Origin of the sequence: Desulfitobacterium sp. THU1 (assembly GCF_038181555.1) — a bacterium.
Classification (GTDB): domain Bacteria; phylum Bacillota; class Desulfitobacteriia; order Desulfitobacteriales; family Desulfitobacteriaceae; genus Desulfitobacterium.
Genome location: NZ_JBBWUA010000008.1, coordinates 39,116 through 58,066 on the forward strand (window position 1 = coordinate 39,116; position 18,951 = coordinate 58,066).

Sequence of the window (18,951 nt, forward strand, 5' to 3'; positions counted from 1 at the left end):
AAGGCCAATATTATAGCAATCCCTTGCCGGATAGGCAGGGTTTTTTTTCTTCTTCTTATTGACACGGTCCCACCTCCACCACCTTCAATTATCCTTTATGTTTAAAATATAGTCAAAGAAATTTTTGTTTTTCCGATATTATTACCTGAAAGTCCTAATCAATAGGAAAACACAGGATATTCCTTAAGCGGAAATCCTGTGTTCATTGCTTTTAAATTAATACTCTAAGACGATTCCCTGAGAACTTTTGTTTCCGAATGAAAAAAATCTCTCTTCCGTAATCTTGCCATCGGCACAAACCAATACTTCACCTTTATAGAGGAAATCTTCTTTATTCCAATAGCGGAGATCCACGAACTGGATCTTTGCCTCCTGCCCAATATCTTTGCGAATAACGTGATAATAGGGTGTGAACTGATTGAAAATATCTGCCAGCTCACCCTCTAAAGCGTTATTAATCCATGGATCTTCTGCATCCCATTTAGGTAAGGTTTTGAGAATCCTACCTTCCTTCTTTTGCATAGTACCAAAGGATACTCGATCTTCTTCATAGAGTAAAAAGGACCAATTTAAAGGGCGATACATGGCCGGTAGAACCTTGATTTGTTCTCCGCACACCCCGAAGGCCTGCGAGAGCCTCTTTCGTGTATTTAAGCGATCTATTTCCCGAATCACGAGATAGACCATAGAAATCGTTAAGACTGTTAAGGTTGAGAATAATGCCAGTTCTGGTTGCACGAGCGAAAAGATTAGGGATGAAAGAAATAAGACAAAAATGACAGGATCGGTCACCATCGCCATGTTCACCGTAAACTTCTTCTTGTAGAAAGGCCATAGCAATTGCGCGCCATAGGAATTAAGCAAATCAGCAATCCCATGTGATAAAGTTCCTAATAAGGTCCAAAAAACCACTGTCAGCCAAGGACTGGTTGGGAAAATAAAATGAACAAGACTACCGAGGCCAAGCGCCATCCCCCCTAAAGCAAGTAGTGAATGACTCGCTCCCCGGTGCTTCAACAAATAATTTATTCTACCCTTAAAGTGTGTAACAATATCCAAATCGGGAATCATCGCTCCCAATGTGCAGCCAATAAAAATTGGATCGTTAAGTTGCATAGGGTGCCCGGAAAGACTTGATATGGCAGCCCCAATTAGGCCATGAGTAATAGGGTCGATGTTCAACACCTCCAGATAATTTAAGAATAAATAAAAGATTATCTAAAAATTTCACAAAGCCTGCGTTCGCTATTTGCAACGAACGAGAACATTATATCACACATCAATTCATAAATGGATTAGTCATTATAAGGAATTATAGTTTTTTATTACTTTTCTTCCATATGTATCATGGCATAATTCCCATAGAAAAAATAAGAGCTCATAAAAAAGCTCAAATGCGATGGCCAAAGCCAAAGCATTTGAGTCTTACCCTTCAATTATATTTCATTTTAACTTAATACCCAGTAAGATCATTTACTTGAGTGTGATGCTACTTTAATGGCGCTGTTCATACTCTTAATCCCTTCCACGTGCTGACCCATGGATTCCGCCCATCTTCTGTCCTCATCTGAGTAGACTTCACCACTTAAATAAGCAATACCATCTTGGACAAAGGCTCGAACATTGCGGGAGTTCATGCCATGCTGCCCCAATTTACGCACGAGCTGTTCGGTCATATAGAGATCCTCACCTTGAGAACGATGTCGGGAAAAGAGTTCACTGACCACGGCTTTTACCCCCGGCACTTGATATGCCGTATCTACTGCCCACTCCATTTCCTCCTGTGAATCTACTAAGCCCGTGAGGGTAATTAGTCCGTTACGCGCCTCAGTTTTGATTTCTTGGGCATTCACCCAAGGAGAATTAACCATAGCATCTTCAACCCGATTGACAAGGGTGGCATCGTCCACAGCATTTTCGAGAAAGTCGATTTCACTGCGAATTTCCTTAACTCCCCTGACCTGAGAAGCAATGCGTTTAGCTAGTCGTTCCCTGCTTTGTGTTTCGAGATGTCCGAGGAGGGTCACAATCCCTTTGCTGACACGGCATCCCAAATGCATGATCTCTTCATCGTTCGATTGAGCAAAGCGTTCGCTGATTTGTTTCTCTATGTCCTTATCCGTGACCTTCCCATCGTTAGCTACTGTTAAAGAATTATCGACTTCACCCACTCCATCAATGCGACGGATCCTTTGACCGATGAAATCCTTTTCTGCAAGATTATCCACAGTGCCCCATAAGGAAACCTTATCTCCCTTGACCTCTATATGGATCCCTTGCCCAGTTTCACCAAAATGAGTTTGAATGAGGATTTTAATGTCTTCATGTACTTTTTCTTCCGGCCGTATTTTTAGCATATCTTTGTCCCCCCAGCTTGTAGTAAACCCGACAAAACTAAGGTTAGTTTTTCTCTTCCGGGTTGTTTTTATCCTAAAGCCAAGGTAAATATACTTGCTTCTGTACTTCTAAATAGGAACAGGGTAATTTAGACGTCAAGCTTTAGATAGCTCACCAGATCCTGAGCACATGACAAGGGGACATCAACCTCGCCAATTTTCACCGGGCCGTTTAGACCATGAAAATCGCTTCCCCCCGTTGCAAACAGGGCTTTGCTCTTGGCTAATTTCTCATAGTATTTTATTAAGGTCTCACGCTGATCCCAGTAGCCATAATATACCTCAAGCCCTATTGGACGATAGGACAATAGCTCCCCCACTAGCTCCTGGTTTTCTAGAAGACCAGGATGAGCCAGCACGGGTACGCCACCACAGGCATAGATCAATTGAACCGCATCTTCAAAGGCATGCTCTAAAAAAGGTAGATAGGCAACCCCATAAGGCTGAAATAATTTCGCAATGCTAGGCCACTGAATTGTACCATGCTCATGCTCATGCAGAGCTCTCATAATATGACTCTTGCTCACGGCTCCCTCCGGATTGGCAATCCTTTCTACTTCTGACCATTTTAAGGTAAATCCATCTCCCTGAAGACGCTTGACCATATCATAGGCTAAAGCCGTCCGTTTGTCGCGAAGCTCTTTGAGGCGCGACTGTAGATCAGAATGAAAAAAAACCTCAGAGTTAAAATAACCTAGCAAATGAACCTCGTGGCCTTTGAATGCTGTAACCAGCTCAACCCCCGGTATGACTTTTATATTGTATTCGCGGCTTAATTCCATGGCACTTTGGACTCCATTAGTCGTTTCGTGATCTGTCAAAGCTAAAATGCGAACCCCGCGCTCAAAGGCCTCGTGAATGACATCTTTCACTAAAAGAGATCCATCGGATTCCATAGTATGAATATGCAGATCGATTTGCGTAAGGTTCACCTCCACTACTTCCACCACTAAAGATAGTCTTTCTTTTTTGTCGAGCAAAATCCTGCTTTTTATAACCAATAGACATCATCAGTTTTTTATTTACTTTCTACTAGTTTTAGTTGACACTTTCCTCGGCTTGAAGTATAATTTCATTTGTCTTCAGTTTTGACCTTTAGGGGATTAGTTTAATGGTAGAACAGCGGTCTCCAAAACCGTTAGTGTGGGTTCAACTCCTGCATCCCCTGCCACAGTTCTTATGGCCTTGATTTTCCAAATTTAATATTCGAGTCGAATTTAAGTCGGTAGTTTTACCGATTTTTTTGTATGCAACAAAGTGCCCTAGCATTTGCGTCATTATTTATCCTTGCCAATAAACATAAAAGCTCTCACCGATCCGGCGAGAGCTTTTATAGGTCATAGCAGATATAAAACCTTAGCAGACCCCTTAGGGCCAATACAAATCCTTGAAGCCTTCCATATCTTCTCTGATAGCATCGCCACGATGATGCTGCTTTTTAGCCGAGTCAGCCTTTTTCTTAGGGTCTCTACCCTTAGAGCCGAAAAACGCCATGGAAAATCCCTCCTTTTTCTATAGGATGAGCAATTTCCCATAAAAGCATACCCATAAACTCAAGCATTATCTTCTAAAGTTTTTATTTTATTATAAAGAGTAGCTAAAGAAATCTTCAAGACTCCCGCAGCGCGTTTTTTCCCTTCAACGGAATTACCATAGCGTTCTAATGCCAAGCGAATCATTTTTTTCTCTAATTGATCAAGGGCCATGGGCTCACGGAAGTGGATTTCCTCCGTCTTATTGACTACCTCAATCAGACTTGCAAAATCCTTAACATTAAGCATATCTCCTTCTACAGAATCCATGGCCATTTCTATTACATTTTTTAACTCGCGGATATTCCCCGGCCATTGATAATCTAACAAAAGCTGTTCTGCTTGAGTTGTCATCCCTATGACATGCTTACCCAGCTTTCGATTCGCCTTGTAGATAATACTCTGAGCATAAGTGAGAGCATCCTCCTTATGCTTTCTTAAGGGCTGGATGAAGATTTCAACTCCGTTAAGGAGGTGATATAAATCTTCTGAGAATTGACCATTGTCGACCATCTGTCTTAGGTTTCGGTTGGTCGCTGAGATGATGCGGACATCGAGCTCAACGGTACGGGTACCCTCAAGGGGTTGGTATTTCTTTTCTTGAAGGATATGCAACAATTTATTTTGCATATGTTCATTAAGCAGACCAATTTCGTCGAGAAAAAGAGTTCCGCAACTGGCACACTCTAGCTTACCTAACTTCTGATCCATTATATTTCCTTGGTATTTTTCATAACCAAGAAGTACACCTTCAATAAGGCTCTCGGGCAAATCTGCACAATCAATTTTCACAAATGGATTGTGGCATCTTAAACTGCCACTATGGATAGCATGGGCAAAAAGCTCCTTCCCAGAACCACTTTCGCCGCTAATCAAAACGGGTGTATTGGTTTCAGCAGCACGGCGAGCTTTATTGCGTACAAACACAAAATCAGGATGACTACCGAGAATATCATCAAAGGTATAGGCGCTAGGTGCCATTTGATTGACCCTAGTTAAAAGGTCTTGGATTCTTTGTTTATAGTTCTCAAGCTCATCACTTAGCTTGGAGGCATCAGTTAGAGGCTTGAAAACCACTAAACCCGCCTCGATATTTCCCTCGATAATAATAGGATAGGCATTTGCAATCACTTCAGTCGCGCACTCTTCAATCGTCGAACGATGGGCATAGATTGGCTCATGTGTTCTCAGCACTCTTGCTAAGGCACCCTCTGGCGAGAGTTCAAAGATGTTCTTGCCAATCCTTTCAAAGGGTGATATGCCTGTCAAACGGCTAAAATAAGGATTAACATATTCTATGGTGCCATCTTTCCCAGCTACCTCGATGGCTTCTTGAATTGAATTATAAAGCACATGTAATTCCTCTTCGACACGTAGACTGTCTCTCATCTCCACCCGTCTCAATTTGAGCCCCCCACTCTTTTCCCTCTTATAATATTTATAATTTATCTAATAATTTGAATATTCAACGCATTAAGCAAATCCCCTTCTTAAAGTTAGGAATAATTAATATATTTTCCAATAAAATTAAGAAACAGCCAGGGAGACCTGACTGTTTCTAAGGATAATCTCTTTAATTGCCTTGAGCCGCCTTCAATTCGCTGATAATGCCTTCACTGATGCGGGCAGGCACCTCATCATATTTTAAGAAGCGAATATCAAAGCTTCCTCTTCCCTGGGTCATAGATTTGAGATCGATGGCATAACGCATCATTTCGGACTGTGGCACATGGGCTTTAATCACTTGGAACTTACCATCAGCTTCCATTCCTAAAACTCTGCCTCTTTTGCCATTGATATCACCAATGACATCGCCCATATAAGCTTCCGGCACCCGGACCTCTACTTCAGCAATAGGCTCTAACAAGGTAGGGATGGCCATCTCCGCTCCTTTGCGGAAGGCAATGATGGAGGCCAACTTGAAGGCCATTTCCGAAGAATCTACACTATGATAGGAGCCATCAGTCAGTGTCGCCTTAAAGCCTGTAACCGGATATCCAGCCAATACACCTTCGGACATTGCTTCACGGATTCCCTTCTCGACAGCCGGAAAGTATTGTCTAGGTACTGCCCCACCAAAAACCTCCTCAGAAAAAACAAAGTCGCCATCTGCTAAAGGTTCAAGATTGAGCCACACATGCCCATATTGTCCATGTCCGCCGCTCTGCTTTTTATGCTTTCCTTCCACTTTTACGGCTTTCCTGATGGTTTCCCGATAAGGAACACGAGGAACCTTCGTCTCAACGCCCACCCCGAATTTCCGTTGGAGCTTTTCCATGAGGATTTCCACATGCATCTCACCCATACCGTAAAGAATCAACTCTTTGGTTTCAATATTTTTTTCAACACGCATGGTAGGGTCTTCTTCACTCAAGCGGACCAAGGCATTGCCCAATTTATCCTCATCACCTTTGCTCTTCGGTGCAATCGCAACAGGTAAACGAGGAATCGAAAAAGCGATACCTTCCAATTCAACAGGGCTATCTTTGGCGCAAAGGGTATCCCCTGTTGCTGCCTCTTGAAGCTTAGCTAAGACGGCTATGTCACCGGCTGGTACGGATTGAACAGGATCCTGATTTTTACCTCGTAAAATAAAAGGAGTACTGATTTTTTCTTCTTTTTCCTTTAGGGTATTATAGACCATGCTGTCTGCTTGGATTTTTCCTCCGTAGACACGAATGAAGCTCATTTTGCCAACATAAGGGTCTGCTAAGGTTTTAAAGACAAGAGCGCTGCGTTCTTCATGCACTTGCGGAACCGGTGCATAGTGAACAATGAAATCAAGCAGATTCGCTGTGCCCATATTTTTCAGGGCAGAGCCCGCAAGGACCGGTACTACTATATTTTGTTCGAGGGCCTTTTTTAAGGCCTGGCGAAGATCCTCATTGCTCAGTGCTTCACCGTCTAGGTATTTGGTCAATATATCGTCATCAGCTTCAGCCACGGCTTCTGCCAATATTTCTCGATATTCTTCCACCTCAGAAAGATACTCTGATGGGATATCCTTCAAAGTATATTTCCCACTGGCATCATTATCATAGACGTAGGCTTTCTGTTCTATGATATCAACTATTCCTTGAAATTCATTTTCTAGACCCATGGGAACATGCATGGGCACAAATCGCGTGTTCGGAAAAGACTCCTTTAATTGATCAATTGTTTTAGTAAAGCTGGCGTTTTCCCGCTCTAACTTATTAATAAAAATAACGCGAGGCAACTTCTGCTCTTCCATCAAGTCAAGTATAAGCTCAGCTTGTACTTCAAGACCTGATACGCCACACAGAACAACAACCCCGCTCTCTGCCACTCTCAGGGCAGACTTGACCTCTCCAAAAAAATCGGAATATCCTGGAGTATCAAGGATATTAATTTTAAAGCCTTGCCATTCTACAGGAATAAGACTCGTACTGATGGAGACCTTGTGTTTAATTTCTTCTGGCAAAGAATCTGACATAGTATTACCTTCAGGCACTTTCCCCATCCGGGTAGTAGCGCCTGAGCTAAAGAGACAAGCCTCCGACAATGACGTCTTCCCTGCCCCTCCATGCCCTACTAGGCATATGTTGCGTAGATTCATAGTGTCATAGGTCTTCAAGACAAATCAACCTCCTTAATGTGTATTAGAAAGGATCCTACCTTTGACTAATCGTGGAGTTTCTACAGTCTGAAGATGACTCGCCAATGATGTCTCAAACATCCCAAAAACAACAGGCGTACGGTCACGAATCATTATTTTGCCCCTAGCCCAGACCTTATCAATCCTAAGATCATCAGTCAAAGCGACTAAATCTCCGTCATAGCCTTGCCGAATCATACCTTTGCCTTTTAATTTCAGAATACGGGCAGGGTTACTGGTAATCGTCGGCAAAACAATTTCTAGGGGTATTTTATACTCATTTATGGCCTCTCGAACATCGCGCCAAAGGACATGAACCGAACCGATTCCCATGCCGACTAGGGCACCAGCCTCATTGTATTGAGGTAAGCTACCATTGCCATCGGAAGTAACGGTGACTCGGTCATTTAATAGTCCTTGCTCATAGAGGGTATTTAAAACGAAGGGAACATGTAAATGGGGTTCAAAATCGTCGCAACCTGCTGTTAGATCAATTGTGCCACCCGCTTTTAGAAACTCTACACCTTCCTTTAAGAGTTTTTCCTTTCGATTGATATGTGTCGGCATAAATTGGGTAATCGGGATTTCAGTGTCTTCCACAATCCTCCAAATCGGGGATAAGCCTCTTTTCCCTTCACCTAAATGGATATGAACAATTCCCGCTTTGTGTCCTAGCATCCCTCCTACGCGAGCTCCTGCCGCAAGGCGTTCCAGCTCGGAGATCTGGGGTTGGGCTGAGCGGTGATCAGAGATAGCAATCTCACCCGCCCCAATAACTTTATCGATTAAGACTAGGTCCTTACGGAGATTATCAAAAACCATACGATCGGCTTGATATCCTCCGCTATAGACATAGCACGTTAATCCTTCTTCTTCAAGGGCATTGGCTTTTACTAAAAGTCCTTCCATGGAACGGGATAGAGAATCCGTCCCTAAGCAACCTACTACAGTGGTGATCCCCGCTTGGGTTAGCTGTGAGAGTTGGACCTCCGGAGTTCGCGAGCTGGGGCCGGCTTCTCCACCACCACCACAAATATGGACATGAGCATCAATAAAACCCGGCACAAGGTAGTTCCCTTTCAGATCATAGACCTGACCATTAATGTAAGAAGGAAGAGATAAATCGTTACCTATGGCTGCAATCTGGTTTCCCACCACAAGGAGATCATGTGTCTCAAGTGGTTCCGGTGCAAAGATGTTTGCATTCTTGATCAAGCTCCACACAGGTAACCCCTCCCTTTATGGAAGGTAGAGTGCCCATTAATATTTAATCTTATTCGAATTAGTTAGAAAGTTTGAGCAAATTTGCAACTGTAGAGTTATTCTCCACTAATGATAAAAATCCTTTCTTATTACCCATTCTCCATAAAAATCAATGAACTTTTTAACTCCTAGCTTATCCTTTCAGACAATCTTTAATTAAATTGTCATTACTTTCCTTTCTCAAGCATAGAGTTATTCTGGATATGTGGGACTTGGGGAGTTGGGGGATGGATGACGAAACGAACATTTGTTTATGGTGCTGTCATTCTATTGACCGCAAATTTCTTAAACCGTGTCTTAGGATTTATCTATCAATACCTAATTATGACCCACATCGGTGGGGAGGCTTTTGGCTTATTTAATATGGTTTTTCCCATGTACATGCTAGCTCTTGTCTTTACTACGGCAGGTATACCCTTAGCAGTTTCTAAAATGATCTCCGAAGCTATGTCCCTGAATAATACAGTACGTGCTCAAAGTATTTTTCGTACAGCTCTTGTTTTCTTAACCGGTTCAGGTGCCGTAATTTCGCTTCTTCTCTTCTTAGTTTCTCCTTATCTGGCAGAGCGTTTATTTCCCGATCCACGTGTGCTCAGACTTTTCCTCATTTGCACTCCGGCAATCTTCGTGGTCTCTATTTCCTCTGCTTTTCGAGGCTATTTTCAAGGGATGCAAAACATGCTTCCCACTGCAATCAGCCAAATCTGCGAGCAGCTAGTACGCGTATCCGTTGGATTTATGACTGCCTATACTCTCTTACCGCGCGGTATAGAATGGGCAGCCGCGGGTTTAGCTTTAGGCATGTTAGCGGGCGAAATCGTTGGCCTCTGCGTCATAATTCTTCAATATATGCTCCAAAAAAGAAAAAAGCCATCTCAGGTTAATGAAGCGGAGCATGCACTGCAAACCATGAGAGAGCTTTTTCACTTAGCTTATCCGGTAACCATCGGAAGACTCTTTTCCACAGGCTTATCGTCCCTAGACGCTATGCTGATACCTCAACGCTTGCAAGTAGCCGGATATACTGCCCGTGAAGCGACAACTCTGTTCGGTCAACTTGGCGGAGCAGCCTTTACCCTACTCAATTTCCCCAGCGTATTCACCTTTGCCTTGGCTACCTCCCTCGTCCCTGCCATCTCGGAAGCAGCGGCCAGAAAACAAATGCAAATCGTCAAGCTCCGCAGTGCCCAAGCCATTCGGATGACTATTTTCATTGGGGTACCCAGCCTGATTATCCTGTTCTTCTTTGCCGACCCCTTCAGTGCCTTCTTTAAAAGCAAAAACACCAGCAACGTTCTACGCCTGCTGGCCCTAGGGGGGATATTTTCCTATCTTCAACAAACATCCACCGGAATTCTTCAAGGATTAGGCAAGGTACAGCTCCCGGTGCTTAACTCCATCATTGCCGCCGGCATTCGTATTCCCATCCTCTTTACCTTAACAGCCTCTCCTCTCTGGGGACTTAAAGGAACCGCCCTCGCTTATGTCTGCGGTTATTTTATATCGTCATCCTTAAACCTAGCAGCTATTGTTCGTTATACGGGGATGCCTGTGAACCTAAGGGAATTTCTTCTGCAACCCCTCATTGGGGGAATCGGTATGATGTTAACCTTCCGGTTAGTCCATCCCTTCTTTGCTTTCCATCCTTTAGCCTTTTTTCCGGAAATCATTCTGGGCGCAGGAGTCTACTTCGTCATCATATTTCTAAACGGCGGGATCAATCGTGACGATTTGCGCAGAATCCCTTGGTTAGGCAAATTTCTTCCTCGCTAAAGTTGGCAATTGCCTAAAAGATTATTTCGCAAGCCACTGCTTGATTTCTTTTCCGTATTGCCAATAGGTAAGGAGCATCGTTATCCCCACAACAATCACCAATAATATTTTGTATATGAAGAATACCTTAATTACCGTGAGCACACTTAGCAATAAGGCAAAAAAAGCGGGTAAAACTAAAATCTTAGTCCACCTTTTATCTCTATTCTTGAGCTTTTCCGGGGAGGAAAAAACAAAAAGGAACAAGAAAAAATAAAACAAAAAGGTTCCAATAATCAACTCAGCTTCCTCCCTTAACAATTAAGCTTAAATTCTCCAGAATTTCTTTACTATATTTCCTTTCATCTTTGTAAAAGATAGAATTGTCTCGATTAAACAGATGAAAGGAGATGGATATCTATGAATCGCAGTAACCGCTCCGCTGGCATATTGCCCAAATCTGTTTTGGACGAGTTCAAAATGGAGGTTGCTTCCGAATTAGGTCTGACTGATAAAATCCAATCACAAGGTTGGGCCAACATGACTTCTCGAGAATGCGGTCATGTAGGAGGTAGAATCGGTGGGAGCATGGTCAAAGCCATGATTCGCCGAGCCGAAGAGAGTCTTAAAAACGGTAATCTTTGAACAAGACTTCGTTCGGAGGGGCACTCTGAACGTTTGTCGAGTCCATACTGGACTTAACCGCTCTCTATCATCGCAGCCTATAAGGAGACTTAGAGTGGGTTAGCCCAGTGATAATCAAACATAGGAGTACAGAAAGTCTGTACTCCTATGTATTTGTGAAGTTCAATGTAGCAAAGCCCTCACGTATTTGATTAAGCTTCTCATAATCGGTTAAATCACTATGCATTGGGGTTAATGAAATATAGCCTGCTTGGATTGCATAGAGGTCTGTTTCTTGATCCATCTCCGGTGATACAGTACCTGCCTGCCAATAATACTCCTTGCCATAGGGGGCTTTGCGATGTTCAAAGACATTTTCATAGACAGCTTTACCAAGCTTAGTGATGCGAACCCCTTTCCACTCGTTTTCGGACATGGGTGGAATATTAACGTTTAACAAGCCTGAGCGGAATAATTTTGGTTCTTGCAGGATTTTTGCCACAAAATGAGCTGCCGGTTCATAATCTGAAGCAGAAAAGGCAGCTAAAGAAACAGCTATAGCGGGTATGCCCAGCAGCACACCTTCCATGGCTGCGGAAACTGTCCCGGAATAAAAGACATCAGTACCTAAGTTCGGGCCATTATTAATCCCTGAAATCACCAAATCCGGTCGCGGAATAATATCCCCTTGGATGGCCAATTTTACACAGTCTGCAGGCTTGCCACTGACAGCATAGCCAGTTCCATGTTCAAGAGGGTGTTTAGTGATAAATAGTGGTTCAAATAAGGTAATCGAATGCCCTGTAGCCGATCGTTGACTATCAGGGGCTACGATCGACAATTGATAGCCTTCCTTGGCGAGGACTGAATATAAGGTTTGAAGCCCTTGGGCAAAATAGCCGTCATCATTCGTTAATAAAATATGCATTGTACACTCCAAACTACTCGACTTCGTATACCGAAATAGTCATAGTATCTTCTTTCTTACTTAGGCCAAACATTAAATGGTGCTCTTTAAGATTTTTGTTCAGAAAATCTACGACTTTGTAGAGTTCTGAATTTATTTTTAGCTTCTGGGTTCCTATGAGCTCTATTTTTCCCGATTTTCTATCCATAATTCTCATCCTTTAGCCTTAGGCCTTTTTAGTTGCCAGAAACATCTGGGAAGCTTTGGCGTTATTGCTTTATGAGCGCAAACCCTTCCGCACGAGTCACTTCATTGGTTTTAAAAATCCCCCGTACTGCAGAGGTCAAGGTTCGAGAACCCGGCTTTTTAACTCCGCGCATGGTCATACACATATGCTCGGCCTCAATGACAACAAGCACTCCTCTGGCATTCAGCATACTCATGACTGAGTCCGCAACCTGTCCAGTTAAGCGTTCTTGTAGCTGTGGTCGTTTGGCATACCCTTCAACAACCCTGGCAATTTTCGACAAGCCTGTAATCTTTCCTTTGCGTGGTATGTAGGCCACATGGGCTTTGCCATAGAAGGGAACAAGATGATGTTCGCACATAGAATAAACCGGAATATCCTTCACAATGATCATTTCTTCATGATCCTCGGAGAACTGTACCTTTAAATGCATGCTAGGGTCCTCATGAATCCCTGCAAAAACCTCTTGATACATTCGGGCAACTCGTTTGGGCGTGTCTAATAATCCTTCCCTTTGGGGATCTTCGCCTATTGCATCTAGGATCATTGTCACCGCTTGTTCAATCTTTTCTAAATCAATACTCAAATCTCCATACTCCTCCCGTAGGGATTTATATCGGAATTATCTCTCCAAGGGCGAGATATTTGCCTTATATTATAGCAGACTGTTATTCATTCTCTTAGCAAATCATAACAAATCTATAAAAAAAGGCAACTAGAAATCTGACAAAAAAAGAAAAAAGGCTGAAAGCCTTCTTATAACCTATGCTAGTTTTAAGGATTTGTTATAGCAATCGACGGCTGCTTCATAATCAAAAAGGTGATCATAGATGTTACCGAGCAACGCCCATCCTTCCGAATGCTCTGGGTTGATTTTCAGTAAACGATAGAGAATTTCAATCCCGCTCTCCCAATTCCCTTTCTGGGCATAACAGACAGCTAGGTTATATAAAATTACCGGATTGGCTTGGGCTAAGTGAAGTGCTTCTTGATAATATTCCGTAGCTTTTCTGGTTCTTCCCAGCTGAACAAGGGTATACGCCATATTATTGAGTAAAACGGGATCCTTCTGACATAAGCTTTGAGCACGTTCTTGTAGTTTTAGGGCTTCAATTGATTGACCTAGGTTTTGATAAACAGCCGCAAGATTACATAAAGAATCATAATGAGCTGGATCATGTTTTAAAACCTGACGATATAAGCGAATTCCCTTTTTATGTTCATTAATTTGGATATAGCAATAGGCTAAACGCGCTTTGAGATCCGGATAATAATCGTAGCGAAGAGCTTTTTCAAAACTGTGAATAGCTTGGGACATCTGCTCTAATTGCAGATGAGCTTCGCCTTTCATTTCCCAATACAGAGAGTTATGGGGCTTCAGTTCGCAACAACCTTGGAAGCAGCATAAAGCTTCGTAAATTTCACCATGCAAGGAATAAATTGTTCCCAGACGGTAAATAGTTTCAGCCTTCTTCGGATTAGCACGAATTGCCTTGCTCAGAGCATCAACAGCTCCCTGCCAATCCTCCTTTTCCAGTAGACAATCCGCTTGTAACTCGAGGCATTCTGAACGCTCAGGTGCCGCAGCTAAGGCTTTATTCAAGCATACTAAGGCTTCTTGGATCAAGCCCTGACCCATATAACAGCGAGCCATTAAGTATTGAATTTCCCCCTCATGGCGGTCATACCTACCCCAGATTCGTTCTAAATAATCCCGAGCTTCTTGAAAGGCTTGCAGGTCAATAACATGCTTAACCACCTCAAATTGGGGCTTCTCCGCATCTTGCTGCAACAGCACTAAACAATGTTCTAAGGATTTACTGTCGTTACCGCTAAATAGCCAAGGGGAATGCTTCAGTCGGTTAAGCCAAGAATACTCTCTTAGCGGTTTTTTCTCCGTAGCCAGAGGAAACATAAGGCGTCGCTCCTTTACCTCGTTTTGAGTATATTTCGAGCGACTGGAATTATTTTCCTTCTTTAAATTCCCTAAACCATCCGTCAAATCATGCCTTGAATACAGAGAATACCACGCAATCTTAGCTATTAGCCTTATGAATCGTGAAGATAAAGCAAAAAGCGCGTTATTCTAACGCACTCTTGCATTTATCGCAATAACCATAGAATTTAAGGTCATGGTCAATGACATGGTAACCATTGCGTTTCTCGATTTCAGCTTCTAAGGATTCCAGTAAATCCTCATCGAACTCAGATACCTCACCGCATCGCACACAAATTAAATGGTGGTGGTGATGCTCATCTTGTCGGTTAAATTCATAACGACTACGACCATCACCAAAATCGTTCTTCTGGAGAATTCCAAGCTCCGCAAGAAGATCTAAAGTCCGATAGACTGTGGCCAGTCCTATATCAGGATAGTTATTTTTAACCATCATGTAGGTATCCTCTGCACTCAGATGTTGATCCTCATGTTCTAAAAAGGCCTTCAAAATGGTTTGTCTTTGCGGGGTTAATTTATAGGAATGATGACGTAAAAGATTACATATTTTCTGATACTCATCTTTGCGTTCTTCTAGATTAATCACCGGCGTCTCCCCCATCATCTCTAATTTAACCACGGTCAAAAACTTCGAAAGCAGCAAACTTCAGATAATCTGTTTCAGGACTCCCTAAGAGCACCGGATGATCCACCCCGGCACGACGAACTTCAATGAGACGTAAGACCTTTTTGGCATCTACAGCCGCACTTTGTACCATCTCTAAGAACTTATCCATACTAAGATGGTGGGAGCAAGATGCAGTAATTAGAATTCCACCGGGGCGAACAAGCTTTAAGCCTTGCAAATTGATTTCTTTATAACCGCGGAGAGCACCTGCTAAGGCCTTGCGGTTCTTGGTAAAGGCAGGAGGATCCAAGATGACCACATCCCAGGAATTTCCCTCCTTAACTTGTTCTCGTAAATAGTCAAACACATTTGCTGTGACAAAATCCGTGCGATGTAAAAAGCCATTTTGCAAAGCATTGTGTCTGGCCATTTCAATGGCTTTTGCCGAGATATCCACACTGGTTACTTTTTTAGCCCCAAATAGGCAAGCGTGAAGCATGAAGGAACCGGTATGGGAAAAACAATCCAAAACCTCTGCTCCATCCCAGAATGGGTTCTTAACTTCTTTCCCTCGCTGATCAAAGGGGGTACCATCTCTAAGTGTTATTCCGTGTTGCAACCCCCAGCCCTTCATCAATGGTTTAAGAGAGGCACGATTCTCCCTTTGATCAAAAAAATATCCGGTTTTTTGACCTTCAGCTACATCTACCGTAATTTTTAGGGAGTTTTCCACTACCGTGATTTGAGTGTCGAAGGCTTCGCCAATGAAGCCCGCTCTTTGCTCGAGCCCTTCTAATTCGCGTACAGATACATCGCTACGCTCATAGATACCGCGCGGGGTAAATACTTGTCTTAGGGCAGAATACAGCCACTCTCTTCTTTTGTCCATCCCTTTGGCAAGGATTTGCACGACCAGGATATCTTCATACTTATCCACGATCACTCCCGGCAGAAAATCCGCCTCACTATGGATGACTCGGCAGGAGCTGGCTTCGGGTAAGAGCTTTTGTCGTCTTGACCAGGCTTGCTTAACCCGCTGGAGAAACCATGCTTGATCGATCACCTCATCCTGATGATAAGAAACTATCCGGACTGTGATTTGTGAGTCGGCGTTATAAAGCCCTTGGGCGAGAAAAAAGCCTGCATGATTATAGACTTGCACGAGATCCTCTTCATCGCTTGCCTCCCCTTCGATCCTTTGAATCTCGCTTTTATATATCCAAGGATGACCTTGTTCCAACCTTTTACGTCGATTGGCTACTAAAAAAACCTTTATATCTGTCAATGGAGCGTCCGCCCTTTCTATCCCTCAGTATACTCTTTAAAATATAACGCGAAAATTAAAGAAAGGAAAGCTTTTCTGCTTTCCTCAAAGTAAATTTTACTTGATTAGGATAAACGGTCTCTTAAAATTTCCACGATTTCTTCGGCACTTCGTCCTGCCGCATGAATCACCGGCACCCGAAATTTTGCTTCGTCAGCCAAAATATCTGTCCCATCCCCTTTGACCACAATAGCACTCACATTTCTTAATACATCATCCTCTAAGGGCATGGTGTGGAATCCGGCCGTATGTAATTCCTGCAATACATTGGTGAGGCCATCTTCGACTGCAATTTTTTTATACATCACATCAACCTCCTCACCATTATTCTTCCATAACTTTGACCAATCTATGCCGATGAAATTAATAACTAAAATTCAAAAATATCAAGATAAACTTCTTCATAATTCGGTGAGACCTGAGGAACCTCGAGGACATAGCGAGGAGATGGGTCAGCCAAGAGGATCTCCACCTTACAGTGAACAATTCCTGGGGCGCTTATCTTCCATTGCAGGGCTCCTAAATGAGGTGGTGTTCGTTCTAAGATCAAGGAATAGGTCCCTTTATACTCCTTGCCCTCCAGAGAAATTTTACGAGGGAGCTTTGACACAGGTACAAAATCATCCATCTCGAGGATAGCGAAGGGCTTTTGACTTTCTAACTTTATTTTCACGCTATAGGGTTCACGACTATATTTCATAGACATCTTGAAGTTCAAAATACGTTCACCCGTATCCGTAACGGAGACCCTCGCTTGCAAAGGAGCTGTTTCTGTGGGTATGGGTAATTCAAGAGTTCTACGGTCTATTCCCAGTCTCAATCCTTTTGCATCTAGCCCCTTTATTAAACTAGGGGGCAGGGTATCACTACCGGAGATTCCCAACTTCACAGCCTCCCCATCGCTCCAGATCGTTTGAACCCTAACTGGCTGGGGATGGGCTTTGCTATAGCTTGGGATTAAACCGGATCCGAGGATAATGCTAACCCCACCTATAAGGGCCGGAAGCCATAGTTTCTGAAGAATCTTTGCCCAAGGTCTTTTACCTTGCTCAATGACATACAGTCCCCCTAATAGGACAGGTATAAAGAGCATTCCATAAAGTAAAATAAAGACGAGGGGATAGACATGGAGGGTTTCATAAAAACTGGACCATTGCTGAGAATTTAGTAATTCCCAATGAATTTTGTAAATAAAATAGGGGCCGATCAGCACCCAAATCATGCTGGGAAAATATCGAAATAGGTTAAAACAGATGAGCCAAAAGAGGAAAGGAAACGCCAAATCTATCCGGTAAAGCCCTAGCACAATCGTCAGAAGCAGGAGCATCACCGTTCCCACTAACCAATAAAGCCTTCCCTCCTTTGGTCTAGGTAATCTTCTCAGAATCCTGAAAGCGATAACCATCGTACACACAAGCAAAATAATTCTAAGAGCTAGAAACGCTTCAGGATAAGCTTGCCAAACAAACACTCTTCCTTTTGCGAGCTGCCAAAGCCACTCCCCTATTCCACTTATAAAGCTAACGAACACTGCAGCTAGGGGAATTCCTATCCCCATAACCGTATATCCTTTAAAATCCCCACTATACAGTGGATCTTGTGTTCTCAAGCTCTGCACAATCGTGTAAATAGTAAAGAAAATGCCCATGACGAAAAGAAATCTTAACCCTAGGGTCGGGATAATGAATAGATAAGAGCCCAATTGAAAGGGTAGATAATAGGCGTCCCAGCTCTTTTGTCCACTCCCAGTCACGGAAGCCAGTTCGACAAGCTTGGGTATTAATTGCCCCATGGTTTCTATGCTCTGGAGGGTGACTTTCTCAATGCGGTCCTCGGGGCGATGGTAATATCCATGAGCACGTCCGGCGATTCCAAGCCCCAGAGCAGGAATGCTCTGATCTAAAAAAGGACTAAAATCACTATTGCCGCCTTGGGATCCTTCTCTGGTCATCACGGCAAAATCTCGGCTTACATGGAAGGGAATTTGTTCTTGACGAGCAATACGCACCACCTGTTGAACCAATTCTGGAGGAGAGGAGGTTTTCCCGGCGATATCTATCTCTAAGGGGGCGCCCACCATGTCCACATTCAACATCCATTGGATAGCGGACATGTCACTCTGAGCAGCAAAATAACTTGAGCCGACCAGCCCACTTTCTTCCGCTCCAAAAAAGACAATCTGGTAACTCTTCTCGTGCTTTTCTTGCCCTAAAACCCTAGCGATTTCTAACAACACACCCACACCCGAAGCGTTATCAACTGCTCCGGGTGCTGATACATCGGCACTATCATAATGTGCTCCGAGCAGGATGGTCTCTGGCTGCTCTCCCGGTAGTTCGGCAATTATATTGCGGCTACTGATCACTTGTATTCTATTCTCAGGCACCAGGGGGTTATTAGGAACCACAATTTTGCTAAAAGGTTGCTCCCTTACCTTCCAACCCTGTTGCTCCAAAATATAATATAAATATTGGGCAGCCTTCTGCTCATTTTTACTTCCGGCTGGTCGAGGACCGATATTTTCCGTCAAATGACGGATATGTTCATAGGCTTTATCTGCTGAAAACTCCGTTACCCCTCTACTTGGTATCGAAGCGACCTGCCCCGCTTCTGGTGATATGTTCTCCTTGACGGTTAATGAACAAAATACAAACAGGATTATGAGTATCAAGAGAAAGCTATGTCTATTTTTTCTCATCAAGATCCTGCCCCTTTTCATTTCTATA

At 43.2% G+C, this 18,951-nt stretch carries 17 protein-coding genes and 1 tRNA gene; 3 read left to right on the plus strand and 15 right to left on the minus strand.

What is annotated here, in order from left to right; translation table 11 throughout:
* Nucleotides 1-216: 216 nt before the first annotated feature.
* The 3 genes from AAC978_RS08660 to AAC978_RS08670 all read right to left on the minus strand — a co-directional run bounded on the left by AAC978_RS08660 (nt 217) and on the right by AAC978_RS08670 (nt 3,346).
* Nucleotides 217-1,191, minus strand: coding sequence for a metal-dependent hydrolase (locus AAC978_RS08660; protein ID WP_341547728.1), 975 nt, complete (start codon nt 1,189-1,191; stop codon nt 217-219).
* A 278-nt stretch (nt 1,192-1,469) separates the two neighbouring features.
* Entirely contained in the window at nt 1,470-2,357 is an 888-nt protein-coding gene (locus tag AAC978_RS08665) for a BON domain-containing protein (protein WP_341547652.1), read from the minus strand.
* Nucleotides 2,358-2,485: 128 nt separating this feature from the next.
* Entirely contained in the window at nt 2,486-3,346 is an 861-nt protein-coding gene (locus tag AAC978_RS08670; RefSeq protein ID WP_445900294.1) for a PHP domain-containing protein, read from the minus strand.
* A gap of 147 nt (nt 3,347-3,493) precedes the next feature.
* Between AAC978_RS08670 and AAC978_RS08675 the strand changes: the two genes are divergently transcribed.
* Nucleotides 3,494-3,567 (plus strand) — tRNA-Trp (locus tag AAC978_RS08675).
* A 197-nt stretch (nt 3,568-3,764) separates the two neighbouring features.
* On the opposite strand, the gene AAC978_RS08680 is transcribed toward AAC978_RS08675, so the two are convergent.
* The 4 genes from AAC978_RS08680 to iadA form a co-directional block, all read right to left on the minus strand.
* Complete coding sequence (locus tag AAC978_RS08680) at nt 3,765-3,890, minus strand: hypothetical protein (RefSeq protein WP_341547653.1); 126 nt, start codon at nt 3,888-3,890, stop codon at nt 3,765-3,767.
* Between the two features lie 59 nt (nt 3,891-3,949).
* Nucleotides 3,950-5,317 (minus strand): sigma-54 interaction domain-containing protein, encoded by a 1,368-nt coding sequence (locus AAC978_RS08685; RefSeq protein ID WP_445900295.1) that lies wholly within the window; start codon nt 5,315-5,317, stop codon nt 3,950-3,952.
* Nucleotides 5,318-5,501: 184 nt separating this feature from the next.
* Entirely contained in the window at nt 5,502-7,523 is a 2,022-nt protein-coding gene (gene fusA / locus AAC978_RS08690; protein WP_341547654.1) for an elongation factor G, read from the minus strand.
* A 15-nt stretch (nt 7,524-7,538) separates the two neighbouring features.
* The gene (gene iadA / locus AAC978_RS08695; protein ID WP_341547655.1) at nt 7,539-8,768 is read right to left on the minus strand and encodes a beta-aspartyl-peptidase; all 1,230 of its coding nucleotides are present in this window, start codon (nt 8,766-8,768) and stop codon (nt 7,539-7,541) included.
* 270 nt (nt 8,769-9,038) lie between these two features.
* Here iadA and spoVB point away from each other — a divergent pair, with 270 nt between their 5' ends.
* Entirely contained in the window at nt 9,039-10,580 is a 1,542-nt protein-coding gene (gene spoVB, locus AAC978_RS08700) for a stage V sporulation protein B (RefSeq protein WP_341547656.1), read from the plus strand.
* A gap of 399 nt (nt 10,581-10,979) precedes the next feature.
* Nucleotides 10,980-11,204, plus strand: coding sequence for an alpha/beta-type small acid-soluble spore protein (locus AAC978_RS08710; protein ID WP_341547658.1), 225 nt, complete (start codon nt 10,980-10,982; stop codon nt 11,202-11,204).
* A 145-nt stretch (nt 11,205-11,349) separates the two neighbouring features.
* Here the strand turns inward: AAC978_RS08710 and surE are convergent, their stop codons facing one another.
* The 8 genes from surE to AAC978_RS08750 form a co-directional block, all read right to left on the minus strand.
* Complete coding sequence (gene surE / locus AAC978_RS08715) at nt 11,350-12,111, minus strand: 5'/3'-nucleotidase SurE (protein WP_341547659.1); 762 nt, start codon at nt 12,109-12,111, stop codon at nt 11,350-11,352.
* Nucleotides 12,112-12,124: 13 nt separating this feature from the next.
* Entirely contained in the window at nt 12,125-12,298 is a 174-nt protein-coding gene (locus tag AAC978_RS08720; RefSeq protein WP_341547660.1) for a YpmA family protein, read from the minus strand.
* A 61-nt stretch (nt 12,299-12,359) separates the two neighbouring features.
* Nucleotides 12,360-12,923: a GTP cyclohydrolase I FolE gene (gene folE, locus AAC978_RS08725; protein WP_341547661.1), complete on the minus strand. Its 564-nt coding sequence runs from the start codon at nt 12,921-12,923 to the stop codon at nt 12,360-12,362.
* 177 nt (nt 12,924-13,100) lie between these two features.
* The gene (locus AAC978_RS08730) at nt 13,101-14,252 is read right to left on the minus strand and encodes a tetratricopeptide repeat protein (RefSeq protein WP_341547662.1); all 1,152 of its coding nucleotides are present in this window, start codon (nt 14,250-14,252) and stop codon (nt 13,101-13,103) included.
* A 166-nt stretch (nt 14,253-14,418) separates the two neighbouring features.
* Nucleotides 14,419-14,895: a Fur family transcriptional regulator gene (locus tag AAC978_RS08735; protein ID WP_341547731.1), complete on the minus strand. Its 477-nt coding sequence runs from the start codon at nt 14,893-14,895 to the stop codon at nt 14,419-14,421.
* A gap of 10 nt (nt 14,896-14,905) precedes the next feature.
* On the minus strand, nt 14,906-16,186 hold the full coding sequence (locus AAC978_RS08740; protein WP_341547663.1) for a class I SAM-dependent rRNA methyltransferase: 1,281 nt from the start codon (nt 16,184-16,186) through the stop codon (nt 14,906-14,908).
* Nucleotides 16,187-16,290: 104 nt separating this feature from the next.
* A complete protein-coding gene (locus tag AAC978_RS08745; protein WP_341547664.1) occupies nt 16,291-16,530 on the minus strand; it encodes a YkuS family protein in 240 nt (79 codons plus the stop codon).
* A gap of 65 nt (nt 16,531-16,595) precedes the next feature.
* Nucleotides 16,596-18,923 carry a M28 family metallopeptidase gene (locus AAC978_RS08750; protein ID WP_341547665.1) on the minus strand — a complete coding sequence of 776 codons (2,328 nt, stop codon included), beginning with the start codon at nt 18,921-18,923 and terminating at the stop codon, nt 16,596-16,598.
* Nucleotides 18,924-18,951 lie beyond the last annotated feature (28 nt).